14 protein-coding genes are annotated in these 18,871 nt (G+C 40.0%); 9 read left to right on the top strand and 5 right to left on the bottom strand.

All coding sequences use genetic code 11. The annotated features are described in order from the left end of the window. Positions 1 to 46: 46 nt before the first annotated feature. The 4 genes from ACQKMF_RS20640 to ACQKMF_RS20655 all read right to left on the bottom strand — a co-directional run bounded on the left by ACQKMF_RS20640 (position 47) and on the right by ACQKMF_RS20655 (position 2,050). Complete coding sequence (locus tag ACQKMF_RS20640; protein WP_101224810.1) at positions 47 to 418, bottom strand: ArsR/SmtB family transcription factor; 372 nt, start codon at positions 416 to 418, stop codon at positions 47 to 49. Beyond that, complete coding sequence (locus tag ACQKMF_RS20645; RefSeq protein ID WP_101225029.1) at positions 419 to 847, bottom strand: SRPBCC family protein; 429 nt, start codon at positions 845 to 847, stop codon at positions 419 to 421. It abuts the gene before it with no gap. A gap of 119 nt (positions 848 to 966) precedes the next feature. Continuing rightward, positions 967 to 1,410 carry a DUF6376 family protein gene (locus ACQKMF_RS20650; protein WP_402944246.1) on the bottom strand — a complete coding sequence of 148 codons (444 nt, stop codon included), beginning with the start codon at positions 1,408 to 1,410 and terminating at the stop codon, positions 967 to 969. Between the two features lie 34 nt (positions 1,411 to 1,444). Then, the gene (locus ACQKMF_RS20655) at positions 1,445 to 2,050 is read right to left on the bottom strand and encodes a protein kinase family protein (protein WP_101224808.1); all 606 of its coding nucleotides are present in this window, start codon (positions 2,048 to 2,050) and stop codon (positions 1,445 to 1,447) included. Between the two features lie 586 nt (positions 2,051 to 2,636). Between ACQKMF_RS20655 and ACQKMF_RS20660 the strand changes: the two genes are divergently transcribed. Next, positions 2,637 to 5,738 (top strand): SH3 domain-containing protein, encoded by a 3,102-nt coding sequence (locus ACQKMF_RS20660; RefSeq protein ID WP_427574707.1) that lies wholly within the window; start codon positions 2,637 to 2,639, stop codon positions 5,736 to 5,738. 43 nt (positions 5,739 to 5,781) lie between these two features. Here ACQKMF_RS20660 and ACQKMF_RS20665 read toward each other — a convergent pair whose 3' ends face one another. Further along, positions 5,782 to 6,216, bottom strand: a complete 435-nt coding sequence (locus tag ACQKMF_RS20665) for an Rrf2 family transcriptional regulator (RefSeq protein ID WP_402944238.1) — start codon at positions 6,214 to 6,216, stop codon at positions 5,782 to 5,784. A 313-nt stretch (positions 6,217 to 6,529) separates the two neighbouring features. Between ACQKMF_RS20665 and ACQKMF_RS20670 the strand changes: the two genes are divergently transcribed. The 8 genes from ACQKMF_RS20670 (at position 6,530) to ACQKMF_RS20705 (ending at position 18,450) form a co-directional block, all read left to right on the top strand. After that, complete coding sequence (locus ACQKMF_RS20670; protein ID WP_427574709.1) at positions 6,530 to 7,219, top strand: DsbA family protein; 690 nt, start codon at positions 6,530 to 6,532, stop codon at positions 7,217 to 7,219. Positions 7,220 to 7,221: 2 nt separating this feature from the next. Continuing rightward, positions 7,222 to 7,632, top strand: a complete 411-nt coding sequence (locus ACQKMF_RS20675) for a disulfide oxidoreductase (protein WP_427574711.1) — start codon at positions 7,222 to 7,224, stop codon at positions 7,630 to 7,632. 264 nt (positions 7,633 to 7,896) lie between these two features. Then, positions 7,897 to 8,538, top strand: a complete 642-nt coding sequence (locus ACQKMF_RS20680) for an NAD(P)-dependent oxidoreductase (protein WP_427574713.1) — start codon at positions 7,897 to 7,899, stop codon at positions 8,536 to 8,538. A 201-nt stretch (positions 8,539 to 8,739) separates the two neighbouring features. Next, entirely contained in the window at positions 8,740 to 10,482 is a 1,743-nt protein-coding gene (locus ACQKMF_RS20685) for a phospho-sugar mutase (RefSeq protein ID WP_402944228.1), read from the top strand. A 267-nt stretch (positions 10,483 to 10,749) separates the two neighbouring features. Next, positions 10,750 to 11,637 carry a UTP--glucose-1-phosphate uridylyltransferase GalU gene (gene galU, locus ACQKMF_RS20690; RefSeq protein ID WP_101224801.1) on the top strand — a complete coding sequence of 296 codons (888 nt, stop codon included), beginning with the start codon at positions 10,750 to 10,752 and terminating at the stop codon, positions 11,635 to 11,637. 156 nt (positions 11,638 to 11,793) lie between these two features. Further along, positions 11,794 to 15,396: a CDP-glycerol glycerophosphotransferase family protein gene (locus ACQKMF_RS20695; RefSeq protein WP_402944224.1), complete on the top strand. Its 3,603-nt coding sequence runs from the start codon at positions 11,794 to 11,796 to the stop codon at positions 15,394 to 15,396. A gap of 97 nt (positions 15,397 to 15,493) precedes the next feature. Continuing rightward, entirely contained in the window at positions 15,494 to 16,465 is a 972-nt protein-coding gene (galE, locus tag ACQKMF_RS20700; RefSeq protein ID WP_427574716.1) for a UDP-glucose 4-epimerase GalE, read from the top strand. A gap of 704 nt (positions 16,466 to 17,169) precedes the next feature. Further along, on the top strand, positions 17,170 to 18,450 hold the full coding sequence (locus tag ACQKMF_RS20705) for a M20 family metallopeptidase (RefSeq protein WP_427574718.1): 1,281 nt from the start codon (positions 17,170 to 17,172) through the stop codon (positions 18,448 to 18,450). Positions 18,451 to 18,871: the final 421 nt, after the last annotated feature.

Consider the following 18,871-nt stretch of genomic DNA (forward strand, 5'->3'; position numbering starts at 1 on the left):
ACAAATGAAGAAAACCCCCAGTGCAATGCGCCGGGGGTTTTCTTCATTATGATGGTTTATCCTTGTCCTTTTCTTTTTCGATGACTTTCAATCCATTTTCCCCTGAATTTTCAATCACATGTTTAAGGATGGATAATTTGTTATCCCAGAATTGATCGTAAAATGAAAGCCACTGTTTCAATTCTGCTAAAGGTTCTGGCTGAAGTCGAAAGCGTTTCTCTCTTCCTACCTTCCGGCCACTTACCAATTCAGCTTCAGAAAGGATATGAAGATGCTTGGCAATCGCCGTACGGCTCATGGAAAAGTGAGAAGTGATTTCTGAAATGGGTAAATCCCCTTCAGCAAGCAACTGCAGGACCTTTCGGCGGGTCGGGTCTGCGATAGCCTGAAATACATCATGTTTTTCTGTTGCAGACACTTAGCCCTCAACAACCTTTTTAAGTTTTTGGTTAACGATCTGTTCCCAGCCATGATTCATTCTATCGCGAATTACTGAGCTTTTTTCGTTCGGTTTCGGAAGAATCGTTTCAGGCTCTTTCCAACCGCCATGAATAAGGGTGAACTCCGTTTTGCCGTCCAGTTCTTTTAAAATGAATGAAATGAACCAACCGTCCGTATCCCAACTGAATGAAAGGCGATAAGGGGCATCTAACTCCATTACCTTACAAGGAGATGGACCGAAGGGTGATTGCATATGGAATTCATGTCCCACTTTTGGTTGAAAATCATTTGGCATGAACCATGAAGCTATGCCCTCTGCAGTTGAAACTGTATCCCAAACTTTTTGGATAGGTGCTTCAAGAATAATCGTCTTCTTGATATCCTGTAATGTATTTTCCATACTGATTCTCCTTTTTAAGTGAAAATATGAAACCAATTGGTTTTGCTTTGTTGATTATATAAAACCTTTTGGTTTCATGTCAATAATTTGTTTCAAGCGATCTCTTTTTATTCATTGAAGAATGTTTAATTTCCCAACTCTTCAATTTGTTTTGCCAATCCTGTTATATTATCGATTGATTTCATTATCTCTGAATCTTCCAATGCTTTAGGATTAATTTGGCCATTCTCAATATTATTCAGATATAATTCAATGCCATCTGAAAGCTGTTGATTTGAGCTGACGATCTTTTCATGGATGCCTTCAGCTATTTTTGGTGGTTCGGTTGCATTGAATTCTTCAATCTCCGTTTTCATCAATTCCAATTCTTTTTCAAGATTTGCTCTTGCTTCGTCATTCGTGACGGCGTCCTGTGACAGTGCGGGCACCTCATTGGAAAAATCCTTAACGGTATTTACATATTCCGTCGCATTATCTGCATACTCCAATGATGAATTGACTTCTTCTAAAGCTGAGCATCCGCTTAATGTAAGGATGGACAGTAGGGCAATGGTCATTATTTTTTTCATATGTGCCTCCAATGTGATTTTATTATAGTAAGGATCAGATGGGCAGAAATCTCTTTTTATAAATCGCTGCAATGGAATTCAGTATGAAGCTGGGGATCTTCTTCGGAAAAAATGACTTCGAATAGAAAAGGTGAAATGCACTTTTCAAGTCGTGCCACTGATTGCAGGATTTCACTTGCTTAAACCTTGCAACGTCAATGATCTTCACCTTTTTTTCAGAAGTGATGAAGATGTTTCGTAAATGGATATCCGAAGGATTCAATCCTTCTTTCCTTGCCAATTGCAGGGCATGGTCTATCTCCGCAATGTTTTCTTCCGTTATCGGGATTCCCAATGTTAAACATTCAAAAAGAGTATTGCCTTCAATGTGATCTATAACCAGGTAATTTACCCCCGCATCATATAGGGTTGGATAGTATTCGATGGATTGGACGGTTTTGTATATTTCAGCTTCAACTTTAGCTGTGTGTGTATGATCCGGGAAAAACACTTTTAGTGCCTTATTGGTGGAATGTATTCGGAATACATATGCGCTTCGGCCTTTTCCGATCAGTGATAAAGATGGGTCGGCATCAAGCAATATATGCTTTTTATCATCGGAAATCTTAACGCTTTGAGCTAATTCATTATAGTTCTGCATACTTTTCACCTCTATTGTGCGATTTTTCGAATCAAAAAAGACGGTACAACCGATTAGTGGTTATACCGTCTTTTAAAAATTAAAAGACCTCACCAAATAATCGGCAAGGTCTTGCAAACAACTAAAATCAGTTGCCAATAAAGCCGAGGATTCAATCCTGTACTGACGACTTTATTGAATAGCTACTCCCCTTAACAGAAGGATTCTTATAAGTTATATACAGTAATTATATAGGTTATTGCATCGATCCGTCAAATATAAGATCGATGCTTACCCTATATATATATTCGATTTAGGCAGAAAGATGCTCGTCTCATCCTTATTTATTTGAGTGATTAGTAATTATATCAATATACTTTATATCCATCATTTTCCTGTCACGTAAGTTTCATTGCGAATATTTCTATTAAATTACTTAAATGTCTAATAGTTTACTATTATGTTACAATCCAGTTTATCTCCCTGTAGATCTAAAGGAATATGATATATTTTAAACGAATAAGCATATTTACCTATATTATTATACTAATTTTAACCGATATTTAAATAAATGTTAAAAAAATAATTCTTTAGTAGGGAGAATGAGATGAAGAAATTAATTATACCAACTTTCTGTTTTGCAGTGTTGTCGACAGTTGCTTTCGAAGAAAAAATATCTGCAGCTCCACTACATGCGGAACAGGCCAATATTGAAGACGTCATGTTTGTACAGGTGAATTCCGGATCGCTCAATATGAGAAAAACCGGGGCGGAAGGTGCAAGCATAGTTGCAAAGCTGGCAAATGGCACACAGGTAACGGTGTATGCGGAATCGAAAGGCTGGGCGAAGATCAAAGCCAATGGGAAAGAAGGATATGTCAGTACCAAGTATTTATCGGCAAAAAAGCCGGGGACTTTATCGAAAACTGCAATAACCATTAAAACGACATCGAAGTATGTGAATGTGAGCACAGGTTCACTGAATATGCGAAAAAGCGGCAGTGATAGTGCCAGCATAGTCACGAAGCTGACAAGGGGCACACAGGTGACGGTGTATTCGGAATCCAAAGGCTGGGCGAAGATCAAAGCCAATGGAAAAGAAGGTTATGTCAGTACCAAGTATCTATCGGCAACGAAGCCTGGAGCGGTAACCAAAGCTGCGGCAACCGTTAAAACGACAACGAAATATGTGAATGTGAGCACAGGTTCACTAAATATGCGAAAAAGCGGCAGTGATAGTGCCGGCCTGGTCGCGAAGCTGACAAGAGGAACACAGGTAACGGTGTATTCGGAATCGAAAGACTGGGCGAAAATCAAAGCCAATGGAAAAGAAGGATATGTCAGTGCCAAGTATCTATCGGCAACGAAGCCCGGAACGGTAACCAAAGCTGCGGCAACGGTTAAAACGACAACGAAATATGTGAATGTGAGCACGGGCTCACTTAATATGCGGAAAAGTGGAAAAGCTACCGCAAGCATAGTCGCAATACTTTCAAAAGGAACGAAAGTGACGGTATATTCGGAATCCAATGGCTGGGCGAAAATCAAAGCCAATGGAAAGGACGGATATGTCAGCACCAAGTATCTGTCTGCTACAAAGCCAGGATCGGGATCAACAGCAGTCACACCTGCTAAAACGACGACGAAATATGTGAATGTGAGCACGGGTTCACTCAATATGCGAAAAAGTGGAAAAGCTACCGCAAGCATAGTCGCAATACTTTCAAAAGGAACGAAAGTGACGGTATATTCGGAATCCAATGGCTGGGCGAAAATCAAAGCCAATGGAAAGGACGGATATGTCAGCACCAAGTATCTGTCTGCTACAAAGCCAGGATCGGGATCAACGGCTGTCACACCTGAAAAAACGACGACAAAATATGTAAACGTAACCTCTGGAACGCTCAATATGAGAAAAAGCGGTTCGGAAAGCGCAAGCTTAGTCGCGAGGCTTTCAAAAGGAACGAAAGTGACGGTATATTCGGAATCCAATGACTGGGCGAAAGTCAAAGCCAATGGAAAGGACGGATATGTCAATACCAAATATCTATCTGCTGCAAAGCCAGGATCGGGATCAACGACCGTAACACCTGAAATAACGACGACGAAATATGTAAACGTAAGCTCTGGAACACTCAATATGAGAAAAAGCGGTTCGGAAAGTGCGAGCATAGTCGCAAAGCTCTCAAGAGGAACTGAAGTGACGGTGTATTCCGAATCAAAAGGTTGGGCGAAAATCAAGGCAAATGGGAAGGATGGGTATGTCAGTACTAACTATCTTTCGACGACAAAGCCTGGAACGGAATCCAAACCATCCATACCTGAAAAAACGACAACGAAATATGTAAATGTCAGCACGGGTTCACTGAATATGCGGAATAAGCCATCAGAAAGTGCTTCCGTCATTGTGAAATTGGCAAGAGGTGTAGAGGTAGAAGTCATCTCGGAATCAAATGGCTGGTCAAATATTAAAGCGTATGGCGGAGAGGGCTATGTCAATACGCAATATCTATCAGCAACGAAGCCTGGTCCTTTACCGGGGTTGAATCCAGACGAAGAAGGAAACACGTCAGTTAAATATGTAAATGTGAATGATGGCTCCAGTCTGAATATGCGGTCTGCTGCATCAGCTACCGCTTCAATTATAGCCAAGCTTGTAAACAATACGGCCGTAACGGTTTATTCAGAGTCCAATGGCTGGTCAAGAGTCACGGCCAATGGAAAAACCGGGTATGTCAGTACGCAATATTTAACGGCCAAAGCACCGGAAGGTCCGGGTAGTTCGAATGGATCGATAATCAGGATTGATAAAGAGTATAACCTTACGATGGAAAAGATGGTTGAAATTCAAATGGGCGTAAATGGTCAAACGGATAAAAAGTATAAAACCTACATACGTGAAGATGGATTAACTTTGATCAGTTCATCCAAAGGTACGGTAAAAGGAACCGGATGGCGTGTCAGGGGCGGAGCTGGTTCTAATTATTGGGTAGTCGGTCCTGTCAGCAATAATCAATCATTGAATATTAAATCGAAAGTAAAGGGCTCTGATGGTTACTATTGGTATGAGGTGGACTATAACAAGACATGGGTAAATGCCAGTCCGGAAGATATAGAATATAATCTTAACCCAAATAACTTTGTGAATGATCCAGTCAATTCATTCCAATTCGTCAAGCTTTCCCAAGTCACCAACATGAACGTTTCAGAAGTGAATAATCGAATCCTTTCAGGCAAAGGGATTTTACAAGGCCAAGCTGCAACCTTCACTGCGGCAGGTGAAAAATATGGGGTCAATGAAATCTACCTGATATCACATGCTTTGCTGGAGACCGGGAATGGCACATCACCGTTAGCGACTGGCGTAAAGGTGAACGGGAAAACGGTCTATAATATGTATGGAGTGGGAGCATTTGACGGAACGGCACTAAGCAGCGGCGCTCAATACGCCTATAATGCAGGCTGGTTCACTCCAGAAGCGGCCATCATCGGCGGTGCCGAATTCATCGCCAAAGGATATATCTCCGCTGGACAGGACACGCTTTACAAAATGAGATGGAATCCTACAGCTGCAGAGAAATATGGATATGCTTCACACCAGTATGCCACTGATATTGGCTGGGCAACAAAACAAGTGAAACAGATTTATAATTTGTATAGTTTACTAGATTCCTATAAATTGACGATTGAAGTTCCTAAGTATAAATAGAAAGCAGGAAAAAACACATGAGTCCGACTCATGTGTTTTTTTGCTAATTAGTTTTATCCTTTTCCAGAATACACTTGACGACATCCTCGATCGTCACCACTCCCAATGCCTTTTCCAAGGCAAGTTCAGCAACTGAAAAGATAGGCTCTATTGCATCTTGTATATTTCTTCCAACAGTGCATGCTGGATTAGGATTTTCATGGATTCCAAATAATTCTTTATCGGAGACAACGTTGACAGCTTGATAAACATCGAGCAAAGTGATATCCGATAATTCCTTGGCCAATGTCGCTCCGGCGATACCCGGCCGAACATTCACTAAACCAGCATTCTTCAGCATGCCGGTGATTTTTCTGATTAAGGCTGGGTTGGTGTTTACACTTTTTGCTATAAAATCAGAAGTGTTAACGCCTTCTTTGTTTATTTCTAAAAGAGATAATATATGGATTCCTACGGAAAAGCGGGTACTGATGGACATCTCTTTTTTCTCTCCTTTAAAATCTCTATTCTTATATAGTATAAATTATTTAACATGTAATTCAAGTGGTTACAAGTTATAATGGCCTGCAAGAATAATATTTATCCATTAACCGTTTCCTTGTCAAGTCACGCCGTTTCTGCAAAGGCAAAAATAAAAGGTATGTGTAATTGACAAACCAGCATGGTGAAACTTATATTATAACGTGTAAATGAATCAGTTACAGGTGAAAGGTGCAGGAAGGGGGAACTTGAAATCTGCCGCTATGGCTGGATAATGAATATGACACAACTACAAGTGATGGAGGTATATGATGGCTAATAAAAAAAAGGGTAATCAAAAACAATCTTCTGCATTCACGTTTTGGATCATCGGGTTAATCGCTGTAATCATTATTGGCTTTATATTTTTGGCAAATGGGAAGGACGAAGATACTGCCGTTAATGAAATCGATTATAAAGCACAGCCTTATTTGGGAGAGAAATCGGCTCCTGTGCAAATTTTGGAATTTGGGGATTATAAATGTCCAGTCTGTAAGACATTCGAGGAGCAATTCTTTCCCTCTATACAAAGTGAATTGATTGATACAGGAAAAGCGCAATTTTATTTCATGAATTATTCGTTCATTAACGTCGATTCAACCAGATCCGCTAAATTCGCGGAAAGTGTTTATCAGGAATTAGGAAATGAGACCTTTTGGAAATTTCATGAACTTTTGTTCGATAAACAGCCAGCTGACCTGAAATATGAAAAGGAAGATGTGTTTACGGACAAGTTCTTAGAAGAAACATTGAAAGAAATTGCAAATGACAAAGATGTGAAAAAGGTCGTTACCTCTTTTAAAGCCGAAAAGTCCGAGGACCGATGGAACAAGGATATGGAGATGGCCGACGAATTGGGCGTTACTGGAACTCCTTCCTTATTTGTCAATGGCAAGAAATTTGAAGGAAATACAATCGATGATTTAGTGAAAATGGTTGATGATGCAGCGAAGGAGAAATAGTGATGAACAAGCCACTATTATTTTCTTGGATCCTATCCATCATCGCCACTGCCGGAAGTCTCTACTTTAGTGAGATTCTCCATTATGTACCCTGCACCTTTTGTTGGTATCAAAGGATTCTGATGTACCCGCTCGTTATCTTATTGGGCCGGGCCTTTTATGAACAGGACGTGAAAATCTATCGATACATCCTCCCATTATCGATTTTGGGCATGGTGGTGTCAGGGTATCACTATAGTCTGCAAAAAATTCCAGCACTACAGCATTTCGAAATGTGCCAAAGCGGTGTTCCCTGCTCAGGTGAGTATATAAATTGGCTAGGATTCATCACGATCCCGTTTTTGGCCTTTATCGCTTTTACGCTCATCACAATCTGCATGGCACTGCTAATGAAAAAGAAAAAAAACATGTAATTTAAGCGCACCATTCTAAAAGGAATGGTGCTTTTTTTATATATATCGACGAAAATCCGGTTATATCATCGAAAATTGAATTATATCGACTGAAAACTGGATATATCTCCGAAACTTGCAATATATCGACGAAAACTCCAATATATCTCCGAAACTCCCCAAAATAAAAATGTTGACAAGATGCAACCTGTAACTTATATTATTACATGTAATCAATTTAGTTACAATTAAAGTTTCTATAACAATATATAGGAGGAATTTAATATGAAAATCGCTATTATTGGTGCAAGCGGAAAAGCTGGAAGTCTGATTTTAAACGAAGCATTGACTAGGGGACATGAAGTTACGGCTATTGTAAGGGATGAAGCCAAAGTCCAAATCCAAGGATTATCCGTACTGGAAAAAGACGTATTCGATCTGAAAGCAGAGGATCTTAAAGAATTCGATGTGGTTGTGAATGCCTTTGGCGCTGCTCCGGGGAAGGAACATCTGCATGTCGATGCAGGAAAAATCCTGATTGACGCAATGAAAGGGGCGCCTCAAACTAGACTGATCGTTGTTGGCGGAGCTGGAAGCCTTTTCGTTGACGAGGCAAAAACGATCCGTGTACTGGATACGCCTGAGTTCCCTAAAGAATACTTTGCAACAGCCTTTAATCAATCCAAGAACCTTGGAGATCTGCAAAATGCGACTGGCATCCAATGGACGTTCATCAGTCCTTCCGCCTTCTTTGATCCGCAAGGAAATAGAACAGGTGGGTATAAACTGGGGAAAGATAACCTTCTTGTAAATTCAAAGGGTGAAAGCTATGTAAGTTATGCTGATTTTGCCCTTGCAGTACTTGATGAAATTGAAATTCCAAAGCACATCAACCAACGCTTTACCGTTGTTGCCGAAGCTGAATAATTAAGTGGACGTCGCCCTGGTGACGTCCATTTTTTTTCTATTATGTATAACAAATTTTTGCCAAAAATATTGACTGATGTCCATTTTTTGCAGATAATATAGCGATAAAGTCCTAAAGAGGCTTTTTTTTATTAATTTTTATTGTTAGATTTTAGTAGAAACATTTAGAATTCCCAACAAAGAAAGAAGGACTATTAGAAGATGAATTGGAAATGTTCTTACGACTCATGGGTGAACTTCGAAGCCCTTGATAATGAAATGAAATCATTACTTAACGAGATGCAAGATGATGAAAAGAATATAGAAGATGCGTTTTATAAGAACTTGGAATTCGGCACAGGCGGTATGCGCGGGGAAATTGGGGCAGGTACGAATCGGATGAATCTATATACAGTCCGTAAAGCAACATTGGGATTAGCCCATTATCTGCAATCGATGGGTGATGAAGCAAAACGCAGAGGTGTCGCGATTGCCTACGATTCACGTTTTAAATCGCCTGAATTTGCCTTGGAAGCAGCCAAAACCCTGGCAACAGAAGGAATCAAGGCTTATCTATTCGATGAGTTGAGGCCAACGCCGGAGTTATCCTTTGCCGTTCGTGAACTGAATGCCTATGCTGGGATCGTTATTACAGCAAGTCATAATCCCCCTGAATATAATGGCTATAAAGTGTACGGGCCAGATGGTGCACAGCTTCCTCCGGCAACGGCTGATGTAGTGATAGAATTCGTGAATGCGATTGAAAACGAACTTGCCATTTCGGTAAAAGATGAAGAGACATTGAAAGCGCAAGGCCTCATTGAGATTGTCGGAGAGGATATCGATACCGCTTATAATGATAAATTGCTTACTGTGCCCGAAAACAAAGATTTAAGTGAAGAGGTGGATGTGACAGTTGTATTCACACCGCTTCATGGCACGGCAAATAAGTCTGTCAGACGTGCTTTACAAGATCTGGGATACGACAAGGTACACGTTGTAAAAGAGCAGGAATTGCCTGATCCCAATTTTTCGACAGTTCAATCCCCGAACCCGGAAGAGCATGCAGCTTTTGAAATGGCCATTGAATTAGGAAATGAAGTATCTGCAGACCTTTTGATCGCAACAGATCCGGATGCAGATCGACTCGGTATCGCCGTTAAAAATAAAGATGGCGAATATGTGGTGCTTACAGGTAATCAAACAGGTGCACTAATATTGGATTATCTTTTAAAAGAAAAGAAAGCGAAAGGCACTTTACCTTCCAATGGAGTTGTCTTAAAAACGATAGTAACTTCTGAAATTGGGCGCAGAATCGCTAAGGAATATGGTTTAGGGACCGTTGATGTATTAACGGGTTTTAAATTCATCGCTGAAAAGATCAATGAATATGAGGATAGCGGCAAGCACACGTTCTTATTCGGATATGAAGAAAGTTATGGCTATTTAATCAAGGATTTTGCCCGTGATAAAGATGCGATCCAAGCGGCCATTCTTGCGGTGGAGGTTTGTGCCCACTATAAAAAACAGGGCATGGATCTATATGAAGGATTGCTTACCATCTTTGAAAAGTACGGGTATTATCTGGAGGGACTTCAGTCATTGACCTTAAAGGGGATTGAAGGCGCCGGGCAGATTCAAGGGATACTGAATCAGTTCCGTGAGGCTCCTCCAAAGCAAATTGCCGGAAAAGCTGTAACGATCCAGGAGGATTATCAAAGCGGTGTGAAGCTGACGGTGGGCACAAATAAGGAAGAAGTCATTGATTTACCTAAATCAAATGTAATTAAGTACTTCCTTGAGGATGGCACATGGGTATGCTTGCGGCCATCTGGTACAGAACCTAAAATCAAATTCTATTTTGGGATCCAAAGTGAAACGATGGAAGAAGCCGAGTTGAAATTGAAGCAGGTCATGAATGCTTTCATGGAAAATATTCATGGTATGATCAATAGTGCTAAATAAATAATTCTGAGCCCTTGGACCTATCAGTCATATAATTAAGAAAAATAAGGCCTTTTCCTGAAATATCAGGGATAGGCCTTATTTTTTTCAAGAAGAAAGCGGGCTATTGCATTACTTGGAAGTTTAATTTATGGATGCGTTTACAAAAGAAGGAATTTTTCTGTTAAGATATTTACAAAAAACGAGTCTATGTTACTATGAAAAGGATGATTCAGAAAAAAATGGGGTTTTTTGTAGATTTATCTTAATATGAAGGAGTTACAAAGAATGAAAAAAGTTAAAAAGGCCATTATACCTGCAGCGGGACTAGGCACTAGATTCTTGCCCGCAACGAAGGCTATGCCTAAAGAAATGCTGCCAATAGTCGATAAACCAACTATACAATATATTATAGAAGAAGCCGTGAAAGCGGGAATCGAAGATATAATCATTGTCACAGGAAAGAATAAACGAGCAATAGAAGATCATTTTGATAATGCTTACGAACTAGAGAATAACTTGAGTGAAAAAGGGAAATTCGATTTATTGGAGAAGGTGCGATACCCATCCAATTTAGCTAATATCCATTACATTAGGCAAAAAGAACCGAGAGGCCTCGGACATGCTGTATGGTGTGCACGTAACTTTATTGGTGATGAGCCATTTGCCGTCCTTTTAGGCGATGATATCGTTGAAAGCGATGTTCCTTCTCTACGCCAATTAATCAACGAATATGATGCGACAGGTTCGTCCATCATTGGGGTGCAGCCGGTAAATGAGAGCGAAACGCATAGATATGGCATCATTGACCCGCTTACGCAAGAAGGCAGAAGATACGAAGTGAACCGTTTCGTCGAAAAACCAAAACAAGGAACGGCACCATCCAATCTAGCCATCATGGGAAGATACATACTGACTCCGGAAATATTCGATTTCCTGGCCAAGCAGGAAACAGGGGCCGGCGGTGAAATCCAGTTAACGGATGCCATCCAAAAACTGAATGAAATCCAAAAAGTCTTCGCTTACGATTTTGAAGGAAAACGCTATGATGTCGGCGTTGTCGATGGCTTTGTGAAAACGACAATTGAATTTGCCCTGCAACGTCCCGATTTAAGAGACGACATCATAAAAGTAATGGAAAATATCCTCGAAATGCATAAGGCAGTGGACAAATAAACTATTACTGCCATTCATAATCTTTTAATTTAATGTAGTAATCATCTTTAGAAAATCTCCAACTATTGATCATTCATAGTTGTTATTTTTGGTTAATGAAAGGCAAACATAATTTTGAATGGTGAATATAAATCCATAAAAGGGGATGCCTATTTAGTGAATAAGAAGGTAATAAAAAGAAAAGTCGATTTCCTTAAACAACCTATCGCTAATTTCCTATTAAAGGAAAATCATAAGCGCGTAAATAGATATGCAAAGTATTATGAGAAATTAAGCGTGCAAAAAAACACGATTCTATATGAGAGTCGTGATGGAAACAGTATGACTGACAGTCCGTACGCGATGTTTAAATATATGCTTGAAAATCAAGGCTATCAAGATTTTATGCACATATGGTCCATCCAGGATTTCAGCGTCCTCTCAGGTGTAATGGCGAAGTATAAGGATATGCCGAATGTTCAATTCGTTCAGCGTAATTCAAAGGAATATTTAAAATGGTTGGCAACAAGTGAGTATTTAATCAATAACTCCACATTCCAGTCTTTCTTCATCCCTAAAAGCGATCAAATTTACATCAATACCTGGCATGGAACTCCCCTTAAGAATATGGGCTTTGATATACCGGGTAATCCTTCGGTCTCTCAAAACGTTGTCAGGAACTTTTTGAGTGCAGATTTCATTTTGAGCCCTAATACCCATACTACCAACATATTTACACATAGCTATAAGTTAAATGGATTGTATAAAGGTGAAATTATAGAAGAAGGATATCCGAGGATCGATTTGACGTTGAATACGGATTCGGGGGAGTATAAGGAGTATCTAAGGACTCTAGGTTTGAAAGTCAGTGATGCCAAGGAAAATATTTTATATGCCCCGACTTGGAAGGGGACGAACCTTGCCAAAGTGGATAACGATCTTCTTCAAATCATTGCGGATATTAACTATTTACAAAGTCAAATCGGTGAACAATATAACCTATTTATTAAGGTGCATCCATTTCTATATAAAGAAGCGGCCAAGCATTCGGAAATCAAGGATGTGCTAATACCTGACTATGTGGATACAAATGAATTGCTTGCTACAGTTGATTTGCTTATCACGGATTATTCCAGCATATTCTTTGATTACCTTGTTACCGATAAGCCAATTCTATTTTACACTTGGGACACGGACGTTTATGCAGAGCAAAGGGGACAATATCTCCAAAATGACGAACTTCCGGGACCGCTGCTTTTTAACTCAAAAGAACTGGCACTAGCCATTAAAGATATTAAAAATGTGGAATTGAGATATTCCGATAAATATAAAAAAATGCAGGGAAAATTCACGAACCATGAGGATGGAAAAGTAACAGAAAGAATAGTCAATAATATTTTCAATAAGTCTACGAAACAACTAAATACAATTACCGGGCTGGATTCCACAAAGGAAAAAATATTGATTTATCCGGGCGGATTGAGGGATAACGGAATTACATCCTCATTCCTTAACTTAATGAATAATATTGATTATGATAAATATGATGTCAGCTGTTTTACTGCCACCCCTCACTCGTACGAGGTTTTGAAAAATATGGGCAAGGTCAATAAGAATGTGCGTTTTCTATTCAAACCTGGCTTGCCTGTGTATAAATTTTTGGAAGTCTACAAAGACAAATTCATCCATAACAGAGGGGAAAGAGGCTTCTTAGGGAAGAAGCTTTACCCGGAAAATGCTTATATTAGGGAGCATGCACGTTTATTCGGTAAAACAAAGTTTGATTTTGTTATCGATTTTAGCGGTTATAGTCATTATTGGGCTAAATATCTGCTGGCGGCAGATGCAAAAAAGAAAGTTTGTTATATGCATAATGATTTGCTTTCTGATAGTGAGCGCATCATTAATGGAAAGAGACCTCACCGTATCAATCTAAGAGGGATTTTTTCGGTATACAATCGATTTGATAAGCTAGTAAGTGTTTCTAAGGGAACGATGGAATTAAACCGAAAGAATCTATTGGAGTATGCAGACTTCGATAAATTTGATTATGTAATGAATTCTATCAACCCGGATAAAATCCTTCAAATCGAGTCAAATGAATCTGAAGCTATCGAGCATGATGAAAAGGCAATGATCACAGAAAACTTCAAAGCAAGGGCGATATTAACCGATGTCAAGGATAATCAAGTTTGGAATACCCTTCCTGGAATCCCGAATTCAATCCAATTTCGACTGGAAGAACGATTTGAAGGTGCTGAAATCGTCATTTCGAGAAAAGCCCATGCTGATCAAAAGACATTTTACAAATTCAGTCATGACAATCAAATAATAGGCTGGATTAGTGAAGAAGCTGTGGAGCTGTTGCCAGACAGCATCATTTATGAAAAAGAAGTGGATAAAATTGCAAGGTTAGTAAGACCTCGATCGAACTATATTTGGTCCTTGCCGTATAAAGTCGAAGGAACGTACAAAGTTTCCGGCAGTCATGATTTTAAAGGAATCATTGTAAAAGTCGATAGGGAAGCAAAAACCCAGCATTCGATTTATAGCAGAATATCTGTAAAAAACAAGATAATAGGCTGGATAGATAATTCAGCTTTATCCATGCTTGAACATTGTACAATCAATGAAGATATGAGCTTTAATGACAAGCTGCAAATCATGATGAAAAGAAAGTATATAATATCCAGAAACTATAAAAACAATAAAAAGTTCATTGATAAGATTGAGAATAGAACGCTGAAGGAAATAAACACCGGTAATCAGAAGTACGGTAAAATAACTAACCCGGAAGACCATACAATCTGGACGAAGGCATATCCGAACTACAAGGCTAAAAGAGTGAGCAAGGCAATCGATTTTGAAGGGCAAATCGTCAGAATCGTAAAGTATAACAGAACCAACAAAGGCGGCTATTACCTTTTCGAAATCGATAATAAGAGAATAGGCTGGTTAAATACGGGGGCATTCGAAATCATAGAAGAGCCAATCCTGTTAAAAGAACGGGAAGTGCGCGGCACTGCCGAAATTAACTTAGGCGATTACCATATTTGGGATAAGCCTTATGGGCTGCAAGATGCCATGGTCTTGGAAAATGGACCAACCTTTAATGGCCGGATCGTGGAATTCGATAAAGAAGCGGTTACTCAACTTGGTACTTATGCCCATATATTATTGGACGGGATATCTATTGGTTGGATCGATAAACAGGCGTTAATCGTACAAGAGGTGCATGGATTGGAAGTGAATGATCAATTCGTTCCATATCCTGATAAAAATGATTTTAACTTTGTCAATATGGGAAGATTATCCCCAGAAAAAGGGCAAGATAATTTGATTCGTGCATTCGCAGGCTTTCATGAAAAACACAAAAATAGTAAACTATATATTTTAGGACAAGGACCTTTAAAGGAAGATTTGCAGGCAATCATTGATGAGCTGGGCTTAAATCATTCCATTCATCTTTTAGGCCAGCTTGAAAATCCATTTTCGTTCATGGAAAAATGTGACTGCTTCGTTCTTTCCTCACATTATGAAGGGCAGCCTATGGTATTATTGGAAGCAATGACTTTAGGAATGAAAATCATGGCTACTGATATAGTGGCTAACCGAACCGTTTTGGAAAACGGTAAATATGGTTTACTTGTCGAAAATAGCGTAGATGGACTGGAAAAGGGCTTATCTACTATGGTAAATAATGATAATCCTGAACTAGCGAAGTTTGATTACACCCAATATAATGGATTGGCCATGGAAACCTTCAATAAATGCTTATAAAATGATGGGTTCTTTATAATTAGTAGAGCCTCACATATATAGGTTGCGAGATTTGGCAATGATTCATTTAAGCTTACAGTAAAAGGAGAAATTCTATATGATTTTGGTCGTTGGCGGTGCAGGATATATTGGAAGTCATCTTGTAAAAGAGTTAGTGAATACTGAAGAGGTAGTCATTCTGGATAATCTCTCAACCGGTTTTCGTTCGCTGGTTGATTCGAAGGCCATCTTGGTGGAAGGGAATTTAGGGGACGAGGAAGTTTTGAATGAAATATTCCTTAAGTATCCCATTAAAGCTGTTATGCACTTTGCTGCTAATAGCTTGGTTGGGGAGTCTGTTCAAGATCCTTATAAATACTATGATAATAATGTAGGTGCAACTCTTACATTATTGAATACCATGCTCAAGCATGATGTTAAGAATTTCATTTTCTCATCAACGGCAGCTACGTACGGGATACCAAATGTTGATATGATAGATGAAGATCAGCCAACCAATCCGATTAATCCATATGGCCGCTCGAAATTGATGGTAGAGCAGATCTTAGGGGACTTTGCAAATGCATATGGACTTCATTATGTCGTCTTGCGTTACTTTAATGCGGCTGGAGCACATGCGTCGGCAGAAATCGGTGAAAGTCATGATCCGGAAACACACCTGATTCCTATTATTTTACAGCATTTATTAGGTCAACGTGAGAAGATTTCCGTGTTTGGAACGGACTATGACACAGAAGATGGCACTTGCATTCGTGACTATATCCATGTAACGGATTTAGCTCAAGCTCATATAATCGCCCTTCAAGCCCTATTATCCAGGAAGAAGGATACGGCCACCTACAATCTTGGGAATGGAAAAGGATTTTCGGTTAAGGATGTAATCGACACTTGTGAAAAGGTCACAGGAGTAAAACCGACCATAGAGTATGCAGAACGTCGCCCTGGAGATCCAGCCCGTCTGGTTGCTTCGGCAAATAAGATATATGAAGAGCTTGGATGGAAAGCATCGATAGATTTGGAAGAAATTATTGAAAGTGCGTGGAAATGGCATAAATCTCAAATGAATTAATGGTTCCTTGGGACGCGTAAGTCGTTTCAGACTGTAGGCAAACTCGAAGAAAAGCGAGTTTGCCTGCAGTTTTTTTATGTAAAGAATGTTGCAGCTAATTTCAGAAATCCGCGCCCTTTTTGATTCTATGTTTGTTTAATTAATTATCGTTATTAAACAGACAAGTTTAGCATTAGTATTAATATCTATATCTATATAACTTTGTAAGCTCACAAATGTTTTTAGGGGGGATAGCTTGTCCATCGAGCCTGCTTGACGGTTGCTTGATGCAACCTCTAAAACTTACAGTAGCGCCTTCGGGTAGAAGGTTCCTGAGCATAGGGGATAAGACTGCCTTCCAGCCGTTTCAATGCTTCACCTCAGCAAGTCAAAAACCCTAAAACCAGTCAAGCATAATTAGCTAAATAGTTGAAAGAATTGTTGTTAAGATAACGGGGGTTAGGCATTACCACTACATAATCTTATATTTACTATATAAGGGTAGCGTCAGGAAAATGCGGATTTACAACGTTAAGCACATTTTCCGGACGCTACCCCTATATATCTTTGGCTTATTAAGTTTAACTATAGCATTGAACGCGACTTTAAATAACATGTATCAAATGTTTCCCCACTTTGAACCCCAGAAATATGATCTAGGAACAGCACATAGAATAGTATAGAAATACTGCAGCTAATACTGGACATGGAGGGGACGTATTTATATGAGTACCAGAATAATCCGGCAGCTGATAAGGTCAAGGCAACAGGAATTAGTCGAACTTGCTGCTTCATTTATTCGAATTCCAACTGAAAATCCATCGCCCGAGTTTATGAAGCAGTCAGCAGAAATGGGACGCCATATTAGCCGATACCTAGCAGCAAAAGGGTTCTTGATTACCGAGCACCGCCGTAGCGAAAATGCACTGGTTACCGTGGTCTGTGATGCTCCCTTAACCAGGGTACCCGGTCCACGGCTCCTATTTTGTGGACATACAGATGTCGTACCTGCAGGCGATTGTTCAGATTGGACCTTCGATCCATTCTCAGGAGAAGTCAGAGCAGGTATGCTTTTGGGTAGGGGAGCCTCCGATATGAAAGGAGGCTTGGCATCACTGATTTTTGTGGCTGGACTACTTCAGGAGTTCGCCCCCACTCTTAATTTGAAAGGTAGCCTAGGAGTTATTGCCTCTCCGGATGAAGAGACTGGCGGCATTGAGGTGGCCTCGCTCCTGGATCAAGGATTGATTAAGGGTGATGCTTGTCTGATTGGTGAACCAACGGACCCCCACCATCCGAATGCCGGTGAAAAGGGCAAGGCATGGATGCAGGTGATTATACCAGGTCAGACAGATCATGGCAGCCTACAACCGCTTTATGGAATCTCCGCCGTACGAAGAGGGGCAGCCGCGGTCGATGCACTAACCAAGCTATGGGAGCTCAAGGCAACGCCTCCGGCAGAGCCTTGTCAACTTTTGTACAATACTGAGTGGCTCCTATCTCAGCGTCTAGGAAATCCCTTACTGTCACAGTTACTTTATCGTCCCTCTTACAATCCAGGTATAATTCAGGGCGGAACAAATGTGAACGTCGTCGCAGACAAGTGTATCATTAAAGTGGATACCCGGGTTCCGTTCGGTATGAAGCCCGAGTTTGTACTTGATGTCGCTAGGAATCTTGTTAGTGCTGTAGCGCCAGGTGCGGTTGTAGAGCCAATGGTACCCTGTACTAACCCGAACTGGACCTTAGAGAATCGTCCAATTGTCAGGGCCATAGAACTGGGAATCCAGAGTGTCCTTGGAATGGAGGAACCCGTCTTCAGCGTACTTTTGCTTGGTTCAAGTGATGCCAGTCATTTCCGGCGCCATGGCATTGATACCGTCCTTTACGGTCCTGGGCTGGAACACACTATCCATGGGTACGATGAGCGGGTTTCAGTGGAGAACTTAGTAGAATCTGCCGAGATATATGCTGAGACGGCAGTCAAATATCTTAGGTCATTTTAAATCTATTTTCACTAAACTTTTTGCAGGTTAATGATGCAGGGTATACTGCACGTGCTACTGTTAAGGTTCTCTTTCAAGGTGTATATGGTGGTGGTTATTGGTGGGAATATTTATATACTCGTTGGTATTAATTCTTTAGTTCAATGCTAAACTAAATATATTAATAGCGTGTTTTGATCAAACTTTGTTTCAAATTTACATGAAGACCAAAAGATAAAAAAAAAGCCTGGAGCAGAAAAACCGCTTCAGGCTTTTTTCTTTTTGGGAAAAGTGGGAATTCCTTTTTTCTCGATTTTCCTCTAGACGATAAGATATACTAACCGAATTCCTAAAAGGAGATAGTTAAATGAAAGTTGTATTAAAGTATTTAGTATTAATTATATGGTTAATCATATTCATTTGCTATTTTACTGAATATATG

Source organism: Peribacillus sp. NPDC101480 (assembly GCF_050277335.1).
Taxonomy (GTDB): Bacteria; Bacillota; Bacilli; order Bacillales; family DSM-1321; genus Peribacillus.

Coding starts and splice junctions, on each gene's coding strand:
- ACQKMF_RS20670 (WP_427574709.1), top strand. CDS start 6,530: ATGGCTAATAAAAAAAAGGGTAATCAAAAACAATCTTCTGCATTCACG.
- ACQKMF_RS20665 (WP_402944238.1), bottom strand. CDS start 6,216: ATGTCCATCAGTACCCGCTTTTCCGTAGGAATCCATATATTATCTCTT.
- galE (WP_427574716.1), top strand. CDS start 15,494: ATGATTTTGGTCGTTGGCGGTGCAGGATATATTGGAAGTCATCTTGTA.
- ACQKMF_RS20705 (WP_427574718.1), top strand. CDS start 17,170: ATGAGTACCAGAATAATCCGGCAGCTGATAAGGTCAAGGCAACAGGAA.
- ACQKMF_RS20680 (WP_427574713.1), top strand. CDS start 7,897: ATGAAAATCGCTATTATTGGTGCAAGCGGAAAAGCTGGAAGTCTGATT.
- ACQKMF_RS20675 (WP_427574711.1), top strand. CDS start 7,222: ATGAACAAGCCACTATTATTTTCTTGGATCCTATCCATCATCGCCACT.
- galU (WP_101224801.1), top strand. CDS start 10,750: ATGAAAAAAGTTAAAAAGGCCATTATACCTGCAGCGGGACTAGGCACT.
- ACQKMF_RS20650 (WP_402944246.1), bottom strand. CDS start 1,410: ATGAAAAAAATAATGACCATTGCCCTACTGTCCATCCTTACATTAAGC.
- ACQKMF_RS20685 (WP_402944228.1), top strand. CDS start 8,740: ATGAATTGGAAATGTTCTTACGACTCATGGGTGAACTTCGAAGCCCTT.
- ACQKMF_RS20655 (WP_101224808.1), bottom strand. CDS start 2,050: ATGCAGAACTATAATGAATTAGCTCAAAGCGTTAAGATTTCCGATGAT.
- ACQKMF_RS20660 (WP_427574707.1), top strand. CDS start 2,637: ATGAAGAAATTAATTATACCAACTTTCTGTTTTGCAGTGTTGTCGACA.